Source organism: Clostridium sp. AF17-21AC (genome assembly GCF_003461365.1).
In the GTDB taxonomy this organism is placed as follows: Bacteria; Bacillota; Clostridia; order Lachnospirales; family Lachnospiraceae; genus Coprococcus; species Coprococcus ammoniilyticus.
Map to the genome: position 1 here is coordinate 165,782 of NZ_QTWY01000006.1, position 21,863 is coordinate 187,644.

Genomic DNA, 21,863 nt, shown 5'->3' on the forward strand with positions numbered 1-21,863 from the left:
TATAATATCTTTAGTTGTATTTTGGAGGAAACCGTCATGTCTTATATGGCATTATATCGTAAATGGAGACCGGATACTTTTGAAGAAGTAAAAGGCCAGGATCATGTTGTAACAACACTAAAGAATCAGATTATAAATAACAGGATCGGACATGCATTTCTCTTCTGCGGAACAAGAGGAACCGGAAAGACATCGATAGCAAAGTTGTTTGCAAAAGCAGTAAACTGTGAGCATCCGGTAAACGGAAGCCCATGCAATGAATGTGCGGCATGTCGTGCGATCGCAGATGGATCATCTATGAATGTGATCGAGATTGATGCAGCATCAAACAATGGTGTGGATAATATCCGTCAGATCCGGGAGGAAGTACAGTATTCACCATCAGAAGGAAAATATAAGGTATACATTATAGATGAGGTTCATATGCTGACACAGGGAGCGTTTAATGCTCTGTTAAAGACATTGGAGGAACCACCGTCTTATGTCATTTTTATACTTGCAACAACAGAATCCCATAAGATTCCGATCACAATATCTTCCAGGTGTCAGAAATACGAGTTCCGGCGGATCTCGGTGGAAACAATCAGTGACCGTCTGATGGAGCTGCTTGGAAGAGAACAGATTGCGGCAGAGAAAAAAGCAATTGATTATGTTGCCAAGGCTGCAGATGGATCAATGCGTGATGCACTCAGTATTCTGGATCAGTGTATCGCATTCAACATTGGCAAGGAGCTTACTTATGAAAATGTACTGGATACGATCGGAGCAGTTGATATCGATGTATTTGCCAGATTGTTAGATTGTGTGATTCGGCTGGATGTTGTCGGTGCCATCGATCTGGTGGATGAGGTAGTATGGCAGGGACGGGAATTGTCCAGATTTGTATCAGAATTTACATGGTTCCTTCGAAATGTATTGTTGGTGAAGGTTTCACCGGAGGCTGATCAGAAGCTTGATATGTCGGCGGAGAATCTGGAACGGTTAAGACAGCTTGCTGCACAGCTCGAAACAGATGCACTTATCCGGTATATCAATATATTTTCGGATACCTCTGCAAATATCAAATATGCAGTACAGAAGCGTATTGTTTTAGAACTTGCAGTGATCAAATTATGCAAGCCTGAGATGGAAACCGATTACAGCGCGCTTCTTGACCGGGTCAGAGTTCTGGAACAGAAGTTAGAGAATGGAGCCGCCGGATCGGTGGTTAGCGGGAATAATAACGGTGAAGGAAGCTCGGCATCGGCAGGCGTTACAGCATTGGCAGGCGAGGCAGTGCAGGGAGCCGGAGCAGTATCACAGGAACTGCTAGATCAGATCTGTGCAAGACTGAAGCAGGAAGGAATGCAGATAGGAAATGTACCTGCGATGGGAGGTGCAGAGATAGAAGCGGCATCGAAGAAGCTGTCCGAGCAACTGAAAAAAGAACTTCCGGAAGCAAATTACAATGAATTAAAAGAATTCGTAGAACAATGGGATATCATTATGGAAGGATATCAGAATATTACGAAGAAGTTTCTGGAAAAAGCAAGGATCAATATGAACGAAGCCAGAGATGGTCTGTATCTGGCATATGTCCAGAATGAAGAGAACAAGCAGGCAATCGCTTATTTTGAAGGAAAAGAGCGGATGGCGGCATTGCGAGAGCACATCGAACAGGTGACCGGCAGACAGGTGAAGATCGAACTGAAGGTCGTGTCGAAGAATAGTGAAGCGGCACAGGAGATCGAGGCGAATGACTTGTCGAAGATTAATTTTGCTATTCAGTATGAATAAAAATATAAAAAAGAGCTAAGAATCAAGGAGGATATATAAGATGGCTAAAAGAGGCGGCTATAACATGGGTATGATGCCTGGCAATATGAACAACTTAATGAAGCAGGCACAGAGAATGCAGAAGCAGATGGAGACAACAACCAAGGAGCTGGAGGATAAGATCTATGAATCTTCCGTTGGTGGCGGCGTTGTAACAGCAAAGGTTTCCGGTAAGAAAGAACTGATGGAGATCAAGCTGGATCCGGAGGTTGTTGATCCGGATGATATCGAGACATTAGAGGATCTGATCATTTCTGCAGTAAATGAAGCATTCCGTATGCAGGATGAAGATTATCAGGAGAATATGAATAAGATCTCCGGCGGTATGGGTCTTGGAGGCTTACCGTTCTAATGGATATATATGGTGGAGAAGTAAACCGTCTGATCGAAGAGCTTGGCAGACTTCCCGGTATCGGAGCAAAGACAGCACAAAGGCTGGCATTTTATATCATCAGTATGCCGGAAGAACGAGCACAGGCACTTGCCGATTCAATCGTAAATGCAAAGAAGAAGATTCGATACTGCAATAACTGTTATACGATCACAGACAGTGATCTTTGTCCGATCTGCAGATCTGCAAATCGGAATCATAAGGTGATCATGGTGGTAGAAACACCGAGAGATCTTGCAGCATATGAGCGGACGAATCAGTACGATGGTGTATATCATGTTCTTCATGGAGTGATCAATCCGGCACTCGGAATCGGACCTGCGGATATCAAGATCGCAGAACTGATGAAGCGGTTGCAGGGGGATGTGGATGAGCTGATTATTGCAACAGGCTCCGGTCCGGAGGGAGAAGCAACGGCGATGTATATATCAAAGCTGGTCAAACCGGCAGGGATCAAGGTCAGTAGGATCGCAAGCGGTGTACCGGTTGGCGGAGATCTGGAATGTATTGATGAAGTGACACTGCTCCGGGCATTGGAAGGACGCGTATATTTATAGGGACAATTAAATAGCATTTTACATAAAAAAGAAGAAAGAGGTGTTTAGGGATGTTGCGAGTTGGATTACTTACCAGTGGTGGCGATTGTCAGGCACTGAATGCAACCATGCGTGGTGTAGCAAAAGGATTGTACGAGTTATTTGATGAAGTAGAGATCTATGGTTTCCTGAATGGATATAAGGGCTTGATGAGAGCACAGTATATCAAGATGATGCCGGATGACTTCTCAGGCATTATGACAAAGGGTGGAACGATTCTTGGAAGTTCCAGACAGCCATTTAAGCTTATGGGTGAGCCTACAGAGGATGGTCTTGATAAGGTGAAATCCATGAAGGACACATATAAAAAACTCAAACTGGACTGTTTATGTGTATTAGGAGGAAATGGTTCCCAGAAGACAGCAAATCTGTTAAGTGAAGAGGGCTTAAATGTAATTGGTCTTCCAAAGACGATCGATAATGACCTCTGGGGAACCGATATGACATTTGGTTTCCAGAGTGCGGTAGATGTGGCAACACAGACGATTGACTGTATCCATACAACAGCAGCATCCCATAACCGTATCTTTATCGTAGAGATTATGGGTCATAAGGTTGGCTGGATCACATTACATGCCGGTATTGCAGGTGGAGCAGATGTTATCCTGATCCCTGAGATTCCGTATGATATCAAGAAGGTATACGAGGCAATCGACAAGAGAACAAAGAATAATAAAGGATTTACGATTGTTGCAGTAGCAGAAGGAGCAATCTCCAAAGAGGTTGCAGAGCTTCCAAAGAAGAAGAGAAAAGAAGCAATTGCAAATTCTCCGTATCCATCTGTTGCATATGAGATGGCGGACAAGCTCAAGGAGTTCACAACACAGGATATCCGCATTGCGATTCCTGGTCATACACAGCGAGGCGGAAGCCCATGTCCATATGACAGAGTGATTTCATCCAGATTCGGGGCAAAGGCAGCCGAGCTGATCAAAGCAAAGGATTTTGGAAAACTCGTTGTATTCAAGGACAATAAAGTAACTGCGATTCCGTTATCAGAGTCAGCAGGAAAACTCAAATATGTATCTCCGGACGATGATACCGTTCTTGCAGCAAAGACATTAGGTATCTCATTTGGTGATTAATTTCAGTTCAAATAAGAAATGGCAGTAACATAATCTCTCTGTCTGCATATATACTATATAGGAATAAGAATGCAGGCAGGGAGATTTATATGCAGAATGAATTTAAATACATTCCATATGACAGAAAGGATACGAATATCCGTGGATTGATAAAAAATGGAAATGTATATAATCTGACACGGAGCATGTCGGGGCTTTTGCTGCCGGATGATCCAAATGAGGAACAGTCAAGAGCAGAAAAGGACTGGGCATATCTGAAGGAAATGTATCCGGAACGGGTACGGCGTATCAGTGCAATGGTGGAAGAAGAATGTGATAAATTAGAATATGCAGGAAGCCCGATGTTTGCGGAATATCCAGATCCGGAGGTGATCCGTAAGATCGCACGGGATGTCTATGCAGAGCTTCCGGATCCATATGTAGATATTCATCTGGATATGGAGGCTGCGCCATCTGAACCACCGTATGTTCCAAAAGGAAAAGGCTGTGGTAACTGCATGATGCGGAATCTGATAGAAACATTGATCTGTAATGAATTTTACTGTAGACGGGAACGCTACAGAAGATGTAGGAGACGATTTTACCTGTGAAGAAAATAGGAACACTTGTTATAAGAATAATAGTAATGGCAGTTTTCTTTGTGATTACTATTTTTTTAGTTGATAAATTTCAGAATAGACAGTATAAGAATCTGGCAATGGAGATGGAAAATGCCACCTTGCCTTTAGTATATGTAGACTATGAGGGCAGATATATCAACTGCCTTCATGGCTATACAACCGTAGTCGATACAACTATGCTTCGTGACTGTATTACTCCGGTGACAGATGACAAAAAAGTAACGTTTGCAGTAGATGACAAAAATGGTTATGCAAAGACCTACAGCTATGAGCTGCGGTCAATCTCAAGCGATTCTCTGATCGAGAACGGGGATCTGACATCCGATACAGAGGAGAATGGATACCGGATATTTGATATTGATATCCGTATGGATATCAAGCCGGATACGGAATACATGCTGATATTCAAATTAGATGGAGCGGATGGACAGACCGTACGCTACTATACCCGTATCGTTGTAAATGACAATTATCATGCGTCCGAGCTTCTGGACTTTGTGGAACAGTTTAATGCTTCGACATTTGACTACGAGGCAAATGAAGAAGGCTCTTTTATCTATCCATACATGCAGGCATACAAAGGACAGGATGATGACAGCCTTTCTATGGGACATCTGAATCTGACAAGCAGCTACAAAGAGCTTGTCTGGAGTGGAGTGAATCCGGTCCGGATAACTTCGATCATTCCACAGATCAAGGAAATTGATGTCAATTATGCAGTAATTGAACTGGATTATGTGACCACGGCAGAAAACACCGATGGTGAGTCGGATTATTATTCGGTCAGGGAATATTATCGTGTCAGTTATAAAGAACCGGGGACAGAAGACGATACAGAAACAGCCACCGGAGCAGAGGATGCTGAAGCATCAGAGGATACTGGGGAAGCAGATAACGCAGGCACAATATCCGTTATGAATTTTGATCGTTATATCGACGAGTATTTCAACCGGACAGGTGTCGATAATAAAAATAATGTGTATGAGATCGGGGTTGTTCTTGATAAAAAGCTGGATTACCGTTACAGCTCGGATAATAAGAAGATCGGTTTTGTCAGAAACGGACAGCTCTGGCTGTATAATTACTCAGAAAACCAGATCTCCATGGTATTTGGATTCTGGATGGATGACGTGGAAAATGTCAGAAACACATACAACAATTATGGTATCAATATGATCTCCATGGACGACGATGGCAATATGATATTTGCAGTATATGGCTATATGAACCGTGGTGCTCATGAAGGAAAGCTGGGAATCAGTCTGTGTTCTTACGATGCAGCAGAGCAGGAGGTTACGGAGCTGGTATTTGCAGAATGTAATGAACCATATGCAGCCATGAAAGATGAAGTGTCCAGACTGACCTATTATGATGGAACAAACTTTTATTTTATGCTTGGCAACAAGGTGAACTGCATTAACGTGGAAGCAAAACAGTTATCCTATTATGTAGATCATGTATCGCTCGATCATGTATATGTATCCGATGATATGCAGGTAATGGCATATGATTCATCGGATCAGGCAGCCGATAATGCGACATTAACGCTGGTTAATTTTGCAACCGGACAGACCTATACGCTGGATGCGGGAGCAGGAAAGAGTCTGGTCTGCTATGGATTTAAGAACCGGGATCTGATATATGGGATCTGTAATACGGCTGACAGTGATATATCTATAGATAAAGATTCCTTTGCAAAAAAGAATCTGAGTGAAAAGGTATACAGCCGGATCCCATCATACAAATTATTTATCGTGGATGAAAATGGAAACCAGATCAAAGAATATCAGAAGGACGACAATTATATCATAGATATCAGCGTAGAGGATGATCTGATCTATATGACCAAAGGATCCAAGAAAACAGACAGATTTCGGTTGGCAGAGGATGACTTTATCACCTATAAAGAAAGCGACGATGTAAAACGAGTTGATATCACGACAAAAACAACATCAGGAATTGCGAAGCTGTATTTTACAGTACCGTCAAACATATATCTGACCTATATTCCGTATCTGAATATCACAAAGAACACGGTGGGAGATCGTTCATCGGATATGCTGATCACGGTAGAAGATGAATATGCAGGCTATATGGTATATGATAATCTGGGACTGACCGGAATCTATGAAAAGGCAGGAGATGCAATCAACCGGGCAACGCAGATCGCAGGTATTGTTGTTTCCAAGGATGGAGAAATCGTATACAGGCAGTCGGAGATGCAGGCATATAATACGATCGCATCGTCAATCTATCACCAAAGCTCCGGCAGTGTGGATGCATCCTTGTGGGATTGTGTATATATGACACTGATCTATGAGGGTGTGACTGATCTCACATATGAAGATATGAAAGCATCCGGTACAGATCCGGTACAGGTGCTGACAGAGCTTGGAAAATATCCGGGAGCAGATATTTCAGGAATCTCGCTGGATCTGGTATTTGGATATATCAGTAATGGTATTCCGGTTATCAGTCGTATCAATGATGGAAGATATGTAATGGTCGTAAGCTATAACAGTGAAGCGGTTCGTTATTATGATCCGGTACTGGATACGGAAGTCCGGGTATCAAGAAAAGAATATGAAGCTGCCATGAGTCAGGGAAATAATGAACTGTATTCCTATGTTCAGGAGTAGAAATAAAAAGATATACAGAAAAACAGATCCGTCTGAGGACATCATTGTTTTTCTGTATAAGACAAAAAGAAAAGCTGCCGATTCCGGCAGCTTTTCTATATTATGATAACAACGTTCTGTGTGGATTACTCCTCTGAAATTGTTCCAACAGGACATGAACCTGCACATGCACCACATGAAATACACTGTGAACCATCAATAACGAAAACACCACCGTTATCGCTAATAGCTCCAACAGGGCATGAACCTGCACATGAACCACAACCGATACATGAATCACCAATTACGAATGCCATATGATTGTCCTCCTTTTAGTAATAATAATCACATCTCGTTACCTATTTTAAATCAAAAAGTTTCTTATATCAAGTGAATTGAGATGATTTGTAAAAAATTAGTTCCTGCTAACTTGAGTCTGCCTATCTTTTTCCTATAAAGGGATAGACATTTAAAAATGTGTATACTATAATGATGAAGATATTTTTAAAATCGAAAAATGTCATATCAGATTAAGAAAGATTATAGGAAACAGGAGGAAATATACACATGGCAAAGATCAGTAAAGATATGCTTATAAATGATATTTTAGCAGTAGATGCAGGAAATGCAGCAATTCTTATGGCAGCAGGTATGCATTGTATCGGATGTCTTGCAGCAGCAGGTGAAACTCTTGAGGAAGCAGCAGCCGTTCATGGTCTGGATCCGGTAGAGCTTGAACTTGAGATCAATGACTACCTTGCAAAGAAAGAAGAGCAGGCACAGGCATAATTCATATAGAATATGTATCTGGCCAGACGAAAAATACGGCGGAATCCAATGAAAAAAAGGATCCGCCGTATTTGTTTTGTCAAATCAGTTTTCTTAAAAATTACAGAGCAGACAGAGTCTGAACTGCTTCCTCTTCAATGATCGTTTTAAAATGCTCTTTGAAATGATATGGCATGGCATCTGTTATTTTCTGTGCTGTGCCGTATTCTCCAAGAATGTAACATACCCGGTTGAATTCGGGAATAGTATTCTTATCATTTGTAAATAACAGATAAAAACGTTTATTAACCGGATTCTTATAGAGTGTGTTGCTGCTGAAGTAAAAACTTGCAACCTGTTTGGATGCGTTGATAACGGTATTTAACGAGTCAAATACAAGCAGTCTCGTTAAAGTCTGTGGAGCATCCTCTTCCTGTTGTGTCTGTTTTACAGGTGCTTTTGCACTGGATGGAATATCGGTTGAAATCTCGATATTCTTACCTGCAAGACCTGTCAGATTATTTACAAAACCTTCCAGAGCATTAAAAATTGCCTCCGGAATCTGGGATTCATCGCCATTTATACCGATATCGATATGACCGGATATTACATTATCATCAGATGGGGGATAGTTCTCATCTTCGTATTCATCATCCATATCATCGTCATAATCGGTGTCGTCATCGTCATTATTTCTGGTAAATCTGGAAAAACGTGTATCCAATTCTTCCGGATCTTCTACCTTTGTGACAATTAAAATAAGACAATCTGATGAAATCGGTATAGCTTCGATCATCAGTGGTATATCATCAACCTCAAATCCGAGTTCGTTTGATGCCTGCTGCATCATCTCACGAAACAGTTCTTTTGCTTTTGGAGATCCATAAGCCAGCTCGGAAATCTTTAATTGTTTGTCTGCTAAATCTGCTTTATTCAAAGTACATCTGATCTGATTTTCACTTAAGCGTTCAATCTTCAATAGAATCACCCCATTTCTGATAGAATACCCATGAAGGGTAGAAAATAAGTCATACAATTGTGTATTAAAACGCACCTATAGTTTACCATATTTAACTGACAAGTAAATAGGATATAATGTGAAAAATTCAAAAATAATTTATAAAATCCTGTCGAATATGAATAAAAAATAATTCCACAGTATAAATTATGTATATATGGATTAGAATGTGCAAATGAGCAGAATAGGACAGGAAATATCAGAAAAGATTAATTTTTCATAAAGTGATTGGCAGGCGTACAAATATAATGTAATATAAGAGCAGACATCTTATGAACCCTTCATCGGTTCGCTGCAGACAGATTCCGGTCTGCATAATTCCGTTTCTGGCAGACAGATATTGCTTATTACATATAGATATGAAAAGAAACACGAAAACAATGGTGTATTTGTGCCATTGGTTTGTATATAAGATTAATATTGACACATCACAGCACGAATATGTAAAAAAGCAAATGGGAATAAAATGAAAAAATGTATCGATAAAAAAGAACCGTTACATTCATGCACAAAATAACAGTGGCAGGGGTTACAGCCCCCTGCCTATTCTGTGCCCGCCTGGATATGATTAACAAGCCCATCTGCGATCGCAGCGGCAACCTGTTTTTGATAGTCTGGAGTATTTAAACTGCTGCATTCATCCGGATTACTTAAAAAGCCACATTCAACGATAACAGCAGGACAGGGGCTTTTTTTCAGAATAAGATAGTCCAGATTACCTTTGACCGGACGCTCATTATCAGAATCGAGGATCGCATGGATCGAGGCCTGGATTGATTTTGCAAGCTGTTCACCGTCTGAAGAATTCGCATAGTAAAAAACCTGAGCTCCATGTACGGAAGAATCAGAAAAGCTGTTCTGATGGATACTGATAAAAAAGTCGGAGTTATGGGATGCCACAATCTCAATCCGATGATTCAGATCGGATGTCTTTAAGCTTTCGGCAGTTTCTGTATTCAGTGAGGAGTCATCCGTTCTGGTCATATAGACTTCAAAACCGAGAGAATCCAGAAGCTCTTGCAGATAAGAAGCAATCTGAAGATTGATGTCCTTCTCCTTTGAATCGTTAATTCCTATTTTCCCAGGATCGTATCCGCCATGTCCGGCATCGAGTGTGATAATATAGCCGGAAAATGCAGTTTCTGTGGTGTCACTTTGTGTTTCGTCATTTGGATCAGACTCTGGATCTCTGACACCCGGCAGCGTGGCTTTATTATCCAGATCGGACTGAGGTGATTTTGACGATATTGGATACAATAGCAAAAATACAGAAAGAGAGCAGATAAATACAAGGAGTAGAAGAAGATAACGATTTAGTTTTGGAATAAGAGACCGGAGTTCAGGTTTCATAAAAGGATCACCTGTCAGAATTCTTCTTTCTATAAATATGCAGAAACATTCCGGTCAATGCCTGTGGATTTTGTTGACATTCCGCATACAAGGCTATAAGATAAACTATGTATGTTCTATATTGAATCTGCTCGGATGTGTCTTTAAATGTCCGATCAGGGGGAAATTCGGTGAGAATCCGGTGCAACCGCCATTACTGTGTTAAGATCATAAGATGGTCTTTCAGTCAGAATACCCGCAGATTTATTCTACATACAGCTTTTGGGCGAGGGAAAAGCAAGATTTAATTCCCAGCTTATAAAAAATATACAATAGAAGAAAGGAATCGAAACGAATGAAACGAATCAGGACACTGGTGCTTTCGTTTTTATTTGCGTGCGCAGTTTTATTCGTGCCATTTGCAGTAAATGCAGGTTATGGTATTCAGAATGTTGCGGCAGCGGAAGAAGATGAAAGTACGACCGATTATAGCACAAAATATGTTGTGCTGTCTCTTGAGGGCTTTACGATCGGACAGGGATTTTATATCACACCGACTCGTATGTCTTATGAAGAGATTGGAAATGTCTGGAAACAGGAAGGGATAGACATTGATCTGTCTAAATTGACCGTTTCACAGGCAACTTATGCATTTTTCAAGAAAGCAGGGCTTCAGACAGAGCCTGCAGGATCAAGTGCCTATAATGACAGCAACTTTTATCTGGCAAATATCAAAGGCATTGATAAAGGAACTGTAAAAGTTCCAACAGCACTCTTGGATGCATATAAGACACGTAACAATGGAAATGATCTGGAACTGGAGGAGAAGACAGGTACAGACCTTGCAGAACATGATTACACATCATGGTCCGGCTGGATGATCACAGTTGATAATGTGCCTTGCAATACAAGCGCAGGCGCATATCTTGTAGATCAGGGAACCGGAGCAAATACCAATGTTCTCCGTTGGCAGTTTACACTTGCCGGTTATGGAGCAGATATTGGATGTGGATTTGAAGGCTATGAAGCATATTATGTAACCCAAGACAAGACAGAGTTATATACACTTTATGCAGAGAATGAAGAAAAGATCGCAAAGGATGCCTCATTAAATGCGGAACTTCAGGCAGTTATGGCAGATCTGGATGCATCAGCAGATGATGTGGCAGCTGCTGTAAAGAAGATCAAAGCATTAGAAGAGAAACAGGTATCGATCAAGATGAACAGCAGTGTTCCATATATGACACTTACAGATGCGGATGGAAATACAGTGGCGGCTGGAGATCCGGATAGTAATTATGTATACACAGTGAAGCTTGCAGAAGGTACTTATCGCTTATCAACATATAAAATGAGTGGTACTAATAAAGTTGATATGGGTTCAATTGACCTGATCGTAACCGATGAAGCAGAGCAGTCATATGCAGTATATAGTCTGTCAGGTATTGCATGTACAAATAAGGATGCCGGCAGTGGAAAATTTTGGCAAGAAGGAGAAGATTTTACTTTTAATATAAAGGTAGTATCTCCTGATAATGTTGATCGTCATGCTACACTTGGTTTGATGCAGGCGGGAACAAGTCAGAAAGCAGCTCAGTATGCAGTGCCTTTTTATTATGCGGATATGGTATCTGTAACTGTAACACCTGAGGGAGACCATGCACAGAATTATATAGAAAAGACAGTTTCAAAAACACTTACAGCAAACAGTTCATATGGGTATTCGATCAGTGCACCGGAAGCCAGAAAAGTAAGTGTGACTTTCCCGGAAGGAGCAGAGCTTAGACTGGGAACATTGTCTACATATTATATTTATAAAGATGAACCGGGAACAAAGATAGAAGCCAAAGAGCCGGGATATGAGACATATGAATTTACGGTCGGAGGCGGTATTACATATTACTATCGTGTGACAGGTGCCGGTGGTGTTACCTACTGGGATTGGTTCTCTACCAATAAAGATGCAGATTATATGGTTAGTAAGGCGGATATGTATATCGGGGATGACTCGTTTAATCCGGATACTATATATCATGATATGTCTCAGAATAAGTATGATGTAGCAGATATTTATCTTACATCAGATGAACGTGGATACCTTTCTATGAAGAAGGGTGAGACATACAGTCTGGAATGTTTCCGTAACTGGCAGGCGATCGAAGGTACTTCGAATGCTAAAAGTGCAGAACCGGATTATCATTACACGGTTATTGATGAGAATGGAAATCCGTCAAATGACGTGATCACAGTTACACCGGGAGCACATTCAGAAATAGCGGAGATTCAGGCGAAATCCGAAGGAACAGCAATTCTGCTTGTGACCTACGATGCACAGATTAATATGCAGGGATATACGAAGTATACCAAGTTTAGTGCAATATGGCCTGAAAATACCGGTGTTGTAGTGGTTACTGTTGATAAGGATGGCACAGCTATTCAGACCAACATGACCATAAATGAAGGTAAAAATAAAAAAGAGGAAAAAGTAACTGGCGACAGACTGGATGCACAGCTGGATGTTCTTTATTATGAGGCAGGAACAGATGGAGCTGAGTATACATTTACACCGGAGAGTGGAGTATCCGTATCTGTCCTTCGTCCGGAGATTATAGACAATAAGCTGACATACGGCGGATTTTCTGCAAAGAACATCACAAGAAATTCAGATGGCAGTTATACAGTCGCAGGGCTTACAGAAGGACCAAATATTGTTAAAGTTACAAAGAATGGTGTCAGTACTTATCAGGTGATACGTGCAAAAGAAGTTGCAGTATCATACAAATATAAAGATGCAGATGGAAATGAAATAACCGCAGATGAATTGACAGCAGGTGATTCCATTGAGATCAGCTATGGAGAAAGAAGCGAAGACGGTAAGTGTTCTTATAATGGTTTATACAATCCTGCCAGTAAATTAGCAGGTGTGTATAATATGGATGCAGCAATCTGCTTTTTTGACACAACAGGAACAGAATATGTTGGAAAACTAAACCAGTATATGTTTGCATCAACACCGGCTTCACAGACGATTACGGTTACGATCCCGACTTATTTTGCAGGTGATACATTCCGTCTGACAGGATGTCTGAAAAACGGAATAGGTGGATGGAGTGCTTATGGTTCACCATACGGTTCTCATCGGGCAGTTCGCCATGACACAGGTGTACCGGTACAGATGGCAGCCAGCCGTCATACCGCTTATATGTGTAATCTTCCGGATGTAGAATTCAAGCTTGTAGCTTCTGATTTCGTACCGGTAACATTGAATATAACAGACAGTCAGACGAAAAAACCGGTTACAGATTATACAATTCAGATCTTAGATGAAGATAAGAAAGAAACAAAAGTAACGGATGGAGTTTTCAAGGGATTTGTAGGAAAAACATATTCATATGTCATTTGTGCATCAGGTTATATATATAAGACAGGAACGATTGAGATTCCGGAGGATACAGACAGTATTACAAAGACGATCCGTCTGACACCTGCCGATGCTCAGGCGTGGGATGGACAGACTATGACTGAACCGAAACAGTCAGATGGTGTATACCAGATTGGAACCGGAGCAGAACTTTACTGGTTCGCAAATGAAGTAAAGACAAAATACACGATCAATGCGGTTCTGACTGCAGATATCGATCTTGCAGGATATAAGTGGATCCCTGTCAAACCGAATAGTTCAAGTTATGGTTATGCAGGAACATTTGATGGACAGGGGCATACAGTCAAGAATCTGTATGTGGACAATGTTCAGGATGCAGGTTTATTCGGATCAGTAACAGGTCAGATCAAGAATCTGACAGTAGAAGGAAATATTTCTGCAAGCACAGCAACACATGCCGGCGGAATTGCAGGTATGCTTAAGGAAAATGCAGGAAAAAATGTATTGATCTCAAATTGTGTTTCAAAGGTTAATATCACATTTACAGGAACTTCAAATTATGTTTATGCAGGTGGTATCGTTGGATATTGCGGAGCAAATTCAGATACCAGTACAAATGTGATTGACAACTGTAGCTATTACGGCACGATCACTGCTAAAAATGGCAGTTGCGCAGGTGGTATTCTTGGTGCAATGACAAATAGAAATGTTACAATCAAGAATTCCTCAAATTATGGAACGGTTATAGCAAAGAATAACGTAGGTGGTATTCTTGGTATTCATAATGAAGCCAGTTCAAAAGCACCTGCCGGTAAGATCATTGACTGCTATAATGCCGGTTCAGTATCAGGTCAGACAAATGTAGGTGGAATTGCCGGATGCTTTAAAGGCAAGGCAGCAAACAACGCAGGTGTAGAGATGTCAGGTTGTTATAGTGGCGGAGAAATTCTGAGCACCAGCCAGACAAAGGAACAGACAATATTTGCAGGACAGTCAGCATATATGACATTATCTGATTCTGTTTATTCATGTGCAGATGAAGCAAGCAGCACATTTACAGAGGATCAGGCAGTATATGTATCTCCTGCTGATATAGCAGCAGTAAAGAAGCTGACAGCAGAAACAGTTTCAAAGAAAGCTGATAAGGATACGCTGGATCGTATAGCTCCAGTTATCAATGTGCTTGCAAATGTTCCGTTATCAGCAGAAGATCAGACATTTGTAGATCTTTATAAAGAGTTACAGGCAGCGGTTGCTGATCAGAAGCATGTTAAAGTCGGTGTATATGACTATACAGCAACAGCAGCGGGAATTAAGGGTGCATCTGAAAATGGTGTGATCCTTGATGATGTAGAAGTTGATGCAGCGACTGCAGTGGATGCAGTTGAGAAGGCGTTAAAGGAGAACAACATTCCATATGTTCTGGCAGATACAGGATATGGACCATATATGGAATCCATCAATGGACTGACAGTTCAGGCTGAATATACGATGTCAGGATGGATGTTCTCATACAACAAAGATGATTTCTCCAATATGGGCTTATCAGCTACAACGATCCAGGATGGAGATGTATTAGAATTCCACTATCAGCTTACAGGTGGCGATGTTGCATCTGCATATTCAGGTCTTCCAACATTGAAAGAGCTTATAATTGGAAGTAGTCAGATGAACTTTGAGGTATCATCTACATACGATGCTCAGTGGAATCAGATCATTACTTATAGGATGAATGGAGAAGAACTTGCCGGAACCGGTACAGAGAATGATCCATTTATTGTAAACGTAGATTTATTCAAGGACACAGACCTTACAGCTCTGCCAGTCAGCTATAAGACAGAGGCAGATTCACATTATGTAACAGTTGATGGACTTTCCGATGTTATGGATCTGACAGATGGAGTGCTGTGTCATGTAACATCCGGAGCAGGAAGAACTGCATGGTACAAGATCACTGCAACAGCAGAGACAGAAAAGGCATTGACAGATGCAAATACAAAGGTAGTAGTTGCAGATGCAGTTTATACCGGAGAAGAATTAAAACCGGAAGTAAAGGTATATGTAAACGGTAATCTGATAACAGAAGAAAACTATGATGTCGTATTTGAAAATGCGCAGAATGCCGGAACAGCTACTTGTACGGTAACAGGTAAGGGCGAATTCTCCGGACAGGTTCAGACAACCTTCGAGATTAAGAAAGCAGAACAGCAGATCACAAATGTACCGGAAGACCGGAAGGTCGTATACGGACAGCAGACAGATATCGAAGTTGCAGCAGAAGCAAAGACAACTCCTGTATTATCATCTGATAAAGAAGATGTTATATCAGTAACAGAAGATGGCAAGCTTCAGATCAATGGTGTCGGAACAGCAGTTATTACAATTACAGCACCGGAGAGTGACAATTATCTGGCAGCTACAGCTTCCTTTAAGGTTACAGTTATGGGAGATCTGAGCAAGGCAACAATTGCTCCGGTTGCTTCTGTAGAATATACCGGAAAGGTGATCGTACCGGAACTTACAATCACAGATGGCACATATCAGCTTGTAAAGGATGTTGATTATACGGTTTCAGGACAGCGTGTATCTGTCGGAAAGGCTACAGCAACGATTCGTGGAATCGATGGAAGATATGCAGGTTCACAGACAGTTACATTTGAAATTGTGAAGGCAAAACAGGAAATCCAGGTTGCATCTAAGAGCATAGAGGTAACAGAAGGTACAGATCCGTTTGTTCTTGCAGCCGATGGTCATGGTACATTGACATTCGTTTCATCGGCACCTGCAGTTGCAGAGATCGATGATACAGGTCTTGTAACAGTAAAGGCAGCAGGATTTACAGATATTACGGTCAAGACTGCCGGAACAGCAAATTACGAAGCTGCAGAAACAGTAGTTCGTCTGACTGTTAAGAAAAAGGCGGATACAGAAGATCCTGATAAGACAACAGAAGATTCTTCTGATTCAACTACAGAAGAACCGACAACAGAGAAACCAAGTACAGAAGAGCCAACTACAGAGACTCCGGATCAGAAGGTTACACTGACTGCCAAAAACACTGTTGTAACAGTTCCAAGTGTTACATATACAGGTAAGGCACAGAAACCGGCTGTAAAGGTTACAGTATCCGGCAAGGCATTATCAACCGATGATTATTCTGTAGCATATTCAAATAACAAGAATGCAGGAATCGCAAAGGTAGTTATTACCGGTAAGGGCAACTATACCGGTAAAGTAGAAAGCACATTTGTGATCAAGAAAGCATCACAGACGATCCAGAAGCAGACAGTATATGCATACAGTAAGTATGTGAAGATGAAGGCTTCTGCAAAGGGCAAGGTTACTTATACATCTTCTAATAAGAAGATCGCAACTGTAAATAAGAAGACCGGCTTTGTTACCGCAAAGAAGCCAGGTAAGGTACAGATCAAAGTAACAGCCGCAGCAACAGCAAATTACAAGAAGAGTACAGGAACGATCACCTTGATTGTTGTACCTGCAACACCGACTGTAAAGAAGGCTGCTGCATATAAGACCAAGGCAATCAAGGTTTCTTACAAGAAGGTATCAGGTGCAAGTGGTTACCAGATCACATATGCAACAAATAAAGCATTCAAGAATGCAAAGAGTACATATGTAAGCAGCAAGAAGTCAAGTGCTGTGATCAAGAACCTGAAAAAGGGTAAGAAATATTATGTCAAGGTAAGAGCATATAAGAAGATCAATGGAAAGAAGTTCTACAGTGTTTACAGTGGTAAGACATCTGTAAAGACAAAATAATAAAAAAGATACATGAAGCCGTAAGGTGATATGTATTACGGACAAACATTGATCTGTCAGTAAAAGGAATACCGGCTGTTATCCGGAAGCGTTGTAAAACGAACGGATGGCAGCCGGTATTTGCAATATACCGGGAAACATTGTATGGTATAGAAGATAATCTATGAAGACAGATACAGCATATAGCTGTAGGAAAATACAGGAAAGAGGAAAGCTGATTATGGCAGAAAACGATCTGACAAAAGAAAACTGTATGGAAATGCTGCGTGCTACATATAAACAACTGGAACGCTATCCGAAAAAATCAGACTTCACGGTGGAGGAGGTAGCCGCGGTAAAATCCTATTTTGGACCCTGGCCAAGAGCACTGGAAGCGTGTGGAATACTGCCGGATCGTTCGGCGGAACGGGAGGCAGCAAAGCTGCAGAAACGGATTGCTGCGAAAAGGCGGCAGACACAGTATAAGCTGGAACGTCAGGGCAGATTAAAAGAGCAGACAGATGATAAGAAACAATGAAAAACTCCAGATGCCGGGAAACGCATCTGGAGCTAGTCTGAAATATGAGGGGGCTCAAGAAATCACAGGATGGTACCTTTGAGCAAAATGGCAACAAACAAAATAAAACAACATGTGGCAAAGATACCAAACTTAACTTTGAGATAATTGCAGCGTGTAAAAGACCTCTCTGTCTTAAAAAATGTGCTGCGCTCAATCCTGTTCTGTTCTCTGCTTGAATACTTCATAAGCACCATCCCTTGTCTTGATGATGTTACTATAAAGGATGGATGCATCATAATTTGCAAAAAAATGCATCTATTCTGCATATTTCTTCTAAAGAAGTATTAAGCATCTGTTAATTATAAAAATATCGATTCATCTGGTAGAAGAACAATCCGTTTTTCATATAAAAGTTGTATTCTTCTGTTGTATCGGCTTCTAATTCCATACTAATCTCAGTAGTGTAAGTATAATAGGTATGAGCGGTCAGAGGTGTTCCTGTCAGCTTTTCAAATAACTGCAGATCAGAATCCGGTATCTCTGTTGGAGTCATACCTGCACCGTTTCCGGATCCTTTCTCAAAGCTGAGCTCATAATAAGAGACTAATATATCGTATAGAGTGTCAAAACAAGTGTCACTGAACGTAGTTGAATTACCGACATGGCTTCCTAAAAAGTTATACAGTGGAAGTATATAATCATTGTAATATTCCAGTTCTACCAGACTTTCTTTATTGTAGAAAGTGTTAGAATTAGGGTCCAGATTCATTGTAAATGTAATCAGTTTGTTCGTGTCATAATCCAGAAAACAATTCATTTCAAATCCAAAATAGTAGATATTAACCACCCATATCGTAAAACTGCGGTAAGAATTTTCGTCTGACGTTGCAAGATATTTGGATATATACATCTCATAGATACCATTTACAGTGAAATCACAGGAGAAATAATCAGAGAAATACGATGTCAGTTCATTTACGGTTACATCATGGATCTCACTGTAGGAATGTTTGTCCGTATAATCAAAGTTCAGATCGGTGTAATAACATTCTCCGTTTATGATGTTGATCTTCTCAAGCAGTGTCAGTTTATTTGTTACATCGAGATTGTTCGGACTGATCTCATGGCTGGATACGGAATTCAATGTTTTCCTGTCCTGAATACGAAAATACAGATTCGAGGCAATGATACAGATCACAAAAATTGCAATGCATATTATAAACCAGAGAAGATTCTTGTATAGGAAATGAAGAATACCGCGTGCTTTTCCGGTATGTTCGACAGAGGGAACAGTACCTTCTTCACTCTCATTTATCATATCATTTACTTCTGATTCAGAGATATCATCGTCTTCCTTATGGGCAGCGGTCAGTTCATAGGAAGCAATGACAGATTCTTTATTTTCTTCGTTACTCATGATGTGCCGCCTCCTTTATATTTGGTAATGTAATAGTGACAACCGTACCGCGTCCGACGGCACTCTTGTATTTGATCTTAGCCTGATGGATCTCTGCAATCTTGCTGCAAATAGCAAGTCCGAGTCCGGCTCCGCCCTGCGCACGGGATCTGGATTTGTCGATTCGGTAGAAAGCTTCACTGATTCGTGTGATTTCTTCCGGTGGCATTCCCCGTCCGTTATCTTTGATAATGATTACATAATTATCATCCCTTACAGTTCCGGCTACATGGATAAGACCATTGTCGTCGATCGCTTTTCTGGCGTTATCAATGATATTGATGATCAGAGACTGAAAGAGGTCGATGTCCATCATACAGCAGCCCTTTCGGCAGCTTGACTTTAATGTTATATGTTCCTTTGCCAGCTCCGGCTTCATAACATTGATCACATTCTGGATCGCGAGGGAAGGATCGGTCGGTGTTAATATGGTTTCCTGATTTTTTACAACCAGAAGATCCAGTAATTTTAAAGATAAGCTCTCCAGACGTTTTCCTTCTGAGAAGATATAGTTGGCTGCTTCATTTGTTTCGTCTTCACTCATATTCTGGCTTCGCAGAAGATCGGCATAACCGATGATCGAAGTCATTGGGGTCTTTAATTCATGTGCGAAGCTTCCCATAAACTGTTCCTGTTTTTCCATAGAGAAATGAAGTTCTGAGATGTTATCTTCGATAGTATCTGCCATGTTGTTGAAATCATTTGCGAGTGCCTCAATCTCATCGCCGGAGTGGATGTGCAGACGGGCAGAGTAATCACCGTGGGAGATATGCTGCGCAAGTGATGATAATTTTTCCAACGGCTTTGTAAGCAGGCTGGCTGCGATCATGGATGTGATACTTCCGACAACGAAGATCGCGATCAACAGCAGACGGAATGTATTCTGTTCCTGCGCACGAGCAGCATACACGGAAGTGATGTCATAGACAATGTCCATCTGTGAGATGTCCAGATTTTCTGTATTGATATCCATGGAACTGCATAATTGCAGATAGTAGTTATTATTTTCTCTCCAAATGATCGAATTACAGGTATTTTCATCCGATGGTTTCATTTCTTTATATGTAAAGGATGAATTCATGATGCTTACGACTTCCATATCCGAATTTCGAAGAATGATATTCTTACGGTTGGAGTTTCCCTGAGCTGAAAGCTGGTTAATGATATTAGACATGTCGATATAAGATGATACAGAATTTGTATCAACAGCAATCAGCAGAGTACTCTGAATACTCTCATAATTTTGCAGGTCACTGTCGATGGTGGAAGATAACGAGGTTTTGAATGATCGGTGGATCAGCATGGTTCCTCCGAGACCGAAGGACAGTCCCAGAAGTGCAACCATACATAATACAAGTTTATGCTTAAATTTCATAGAAACTCCTTTTTAAATCTCCAGACGGTATCCGATCTTGTTGATGGTCTTTAAGCAGTCTTCCAGTCCGAGTTTTTTTCGCATACGTTGGACATGAAGAGCAACCGTCCGGCTGTCACAAGGATAGTCACCGCCCCAGATACGCTCATATATCGTTTCACGATAGAGCGCAACTCCCGGATTTTGTGCAAATAACAATAACAGCTCATATTCTTTGTTCGTCAGTGGAATCTCTTTTCCATTTTTTGTGACGCTCATCGCAACTGTATCAATAACAAGATCGCGGACGGTGATCGTTGTATTCAGCTTATTATATCTCCGGAGAACAACTTCAATCCTTGCAAGAAGCTCAACGATCTCAAATGGTTTTACAATATAATCCTCGGCTCCCATCTTCAGACCCATGACACGGTCGTTCAGGGAGTTTTTTGCTGTAATAAAGATAACCGGTATTTTTAATGGTTTGATATATTCAAGAACATCATAGCCGGATGCACCCGGAAGCATGATGTCGAGCAGAACCAGATCAAAAGGGGTTTCTTCCAGTATGTCTGCGGCAGCAAGTCCGTCATAAATACAGGTACAGGAATAGCCTGCCTTTGTCAGACTCATTTTGATCAGGTTTGCAATAGGTTTTTCGTCTTCAACTACTAGTATATTAATCATAGATATAACCTCCAAAGGGGTTCACCTTCCAATGACCCCATACCCTGTAATTCTACTATATTTTACAAAAACTTGAAAGAGAATAATGCCGAAAAAAAGAGATTTAAGGTTTCGCCCGGCTCCTCCCGGTTGTGTATTGCCCCGCTTCATGTCTGCCCCTTCCGGCTGGATTCTTTGCATATAAACTCGCATATTTTCTATGAATTGTACCTGTCTTATTTGCTCATGCTCCTGCGCAAACTCGCATTCGGCTCAAACATGCACCCGCATTCGCTGGCAAGGTACAAGTTCATAACGAAAATATTGCTTTATGTTTATATGCAAAGAATCCAGCCGGTAGTAGGCAGGCGCGAAGTTGGGTAATACATAGCCGGTAGTGGGTAGGTGCGAGGACAAGCCGGGCGTGGCAATGCGGAACATTGGGTAGTTCACAAGATGTTGTTTAGATGGTATATTAATAAAGAT

At 41.1% G+C, this 21,863-nt stretch carries 15 protein-coding genes and 1 riboswitch; of the genes, 9 read left to right on the forward strand and 6 right to left on the reverse strand.

The window, feature by feature from the left end; genetic code table 11:
- Window positions 1-36: 36 nt before the first annotated feature.
- The 6 genes from dnaX to DWW85_RS10320 all read left to right on the forward strand — a co-directional run bounded on the left by dnaX (window position 37) and on the right by DWW85_RS10320 (window position 7,146).
- Window positions 37-1,776 carry a DNA polymerase III subunit gamma/tau gene (gene dnaX, locus DWW85_RS10295; RefSeq protein ID WP_117808576.1) on the forward strand — a complete coding sequence of 580 codons (1,740 nt, stop codon included), beginning with the start codon at window positions 37-39 and terminating at the stop codon, window positions 1,774-1,776.
- A 40-nt stretch (window positions 1,777-1,816) separates the two neighbouring features.
- Window positions 1,817-2,167 (forward strand): YbaB/EbfC family nucleoid-associated protein, encoded by a 351-nt coding sequence (locus tag DWW85_RS10300; protein ID WP_008400312.1) that lies wholly within the window; start codon window positions 1,817-1,819, stop codon window positions 2,165-2,167.
- Window positions 2,167-2,763: a recombination mediator RecR gene (gene recR / locus DWW85_RS10305; RefSeq protein WP_021944222.1), complete on the forward strand. Its 597-nt coding sequence runs from the start codon at window positions 2,167-2,169 to the stop codon at window positions 2,761-2,763. The genes DWW85_RS10300 and recR overlap by 1 nt, the downstream gene beginning before the upstream one ends.
- Before the next feature lie 50 nt (window positions 2,764-2,813).
- The gene (locus tag DWW85_RS10310; RefSeq protein ID WP_021944221.1) at window positions 2,814-3,887 is read left to right on the forward strand and encodes a 6-phosphofructokinase; all 1,074 of its coding nucleotides are present in this window, start codon (window positions 2,814-2,816) and stop codon (window positions 3,885-3,887) included.
- A gap of 89 nt (window positions 3,888-3,976) precedes the next feature.
- Window positions 3,977-4,477 (forward strand): hypothetical protein, encoded by a 501-nt coding sequence (locus tag DWW85_RS10315; RefSeq protein ID WP_021944220.1) that lies wholly within the window; start codon window positions 3,977-3,979, stop codon window positions 4,475-4,477.
- Window positions 4,474-7,146, forward strand: a complete 2,673-nt coding sequence (locus DWW85_RS10320; protein WP_117808577.1) for a hypothetical protein — start codon at window positions 4,474-4,476, stop codon at window positions 7,144-7,146. Before DWW85_RS10315 ends, DWW85_RS10320 begins: the two co-directional genes overlap by 4 nt.
- Window positions 7,147-7,271: 125 nt before the next feature.
- On the opposite strand, the gene DWW85_RS10325 is transcribed toward DWW85_RS10320, so the two are convergent.
- Window positions 7,272-7,442 carry a 4Fe-4S binding protein gene (locus DWW85_RS10325; protein ID WP_004852414.1) on the reverse strand — a complete coding sequence of 57 codons (171 nt, stop codon included), beginning with the start codon at window positions 7,440-7,442 and terminating at the stop codon, window positions 7,272-7,274.
- Window positions 7,443-7,692: 250 nt separating this feature from the next.
- Here DWW85_RS10325 and DWW85_RS10330 point away from each other — a divergent pair, with 250 nt between their 5' ends.
- Window positions 7,693-7,914 (forward strand): DUF1858 domain-containing protein, encoded by a 222-nt coding sequence (locus DWW85_RS10330; protein ID WP_021944218.1) that lies wholly within the window; start codon window positions 7,693-7,695, stop codon window positions 7,912-7,914.
- A gap of 100 nt (window positions 7,915-8,014) precedes the next feature.
- Here the strand turns inward: DWW85_RS10330 and DWW85_RS10335 are convergent, their stop codons facing one another.
- Together DWW85_RS10335 and DWW85_RS10345 are read right to left on the reverse strand one after the other, a co-directional pair.
- Window positions 8,015-8,872 carry an adaptor protein MecA gene (locus DWW85_RS10335; RefSeq protein ID WP_117808578.1) on the reverse strand — a complete coding sequence of 286 codons (858 nt, stop codon included), beginning with the start codon at window positions 8,870-8,872 and terminating at the stop codon, window positions 8,015-8,017.
- Window positions 8,873-9,454: 582 nt separating this feature from the next.
- Window positions 9,455-10,261, reverse strand: a complete 807-nt coding sequence (locus tag DWW85_RS10345) for an N-acetylmuramoyl-L-alanine amidase (protein ID WP_117808580.1) — start codon at window positions 10,259-10,261, stop codon at window positions 9,455-9,457.
- A 110-nt stretch (window positions 10,262-10,371) separates the two neighbouring features.
- Window positions 10,372-10,519: riboswitch (cobalamin riboswitch) on the forward strand.
- A gap of 76 nt (window positions 10,520-10,595) precedes the next feature.
- Here DWW85_RS10345 and DWW85_RS10350 point away from each other — a divergent pair.
- Window positions 10,596-17,402, forward strand: a complete 6,807-nt coding sequence (locus tag DWW85_RS10350) for a DUF4430 domain-containing protein (protein WP_181986559.1) — start codon at window positions 10,596-10,598, stop codon at window positions 17,400-17,402.
- 163 nt (window positions 17,403-17,565) lie between these two features.
- Window positions 17,566-17,919, forward strand: a complete 354-nt coding sequence (locus tag DWW85_RS10355) for a hypothetical protein (RefSeq protein WP_117808581.1) — start codon at window positions 17,566-17,568, stop codon at window positions 17,917-17,919.
- 337 nt (window positions 17,920-18,256) lie between these two features.
- On the opposite strand, the gene DWW85_RS10360 is transcribed toward DWW85_RS10355, so the two are convergent.
- The 3 genes from DWW85_RS10360 to DWW85_RS10370 are packed head-to-tail and all read right to left on the reverse strand — an operon-like array spanning window position 18,257 to window position 21,398.
- Window positions 18,257-19,318 carry a hypothetical protein gene (locus DWW85_RS10360; protein WP_021944213.1) on the reverse strand — a complete coding sequence of 354 codons (1,062 nt, stop codon included), beginning with the start codon at window positions 19,316-19,318 and terminating at the stop codon, window positions 18,257-18,259.
- On the reverse strand, window positions 19,311-20,732 hold the full coding sequence (locus tag DWW85_RS10365; RefSeq protein WP_117808582.1) for a HAMP domain-containing sensor histidine kinase: 1,422 nt from the start codon (window positions 20,730-20,732) through the stop codon (window positions 19,311-19,313). The genes DWW85_RS10360 and DWW85_RS10365 overlap by 8 nt, the downstream gene beginning before the upstream one ends.
- 12 nt (window positions 20,733-20,744) lie before the next feature.
- A complete protein-coding gene (locus tag DWW85_RS10370) occupies window positions 20,745-21,398 on the reverse strand; it encodes a response regulator transcription factor (RefSeq protein ID WP_117784708.1) in 654 nt (217 codons plus the stop codon).
- Between the last annotated feature and the right edge of the window lie 465 nt (window positions 21,399-21,863).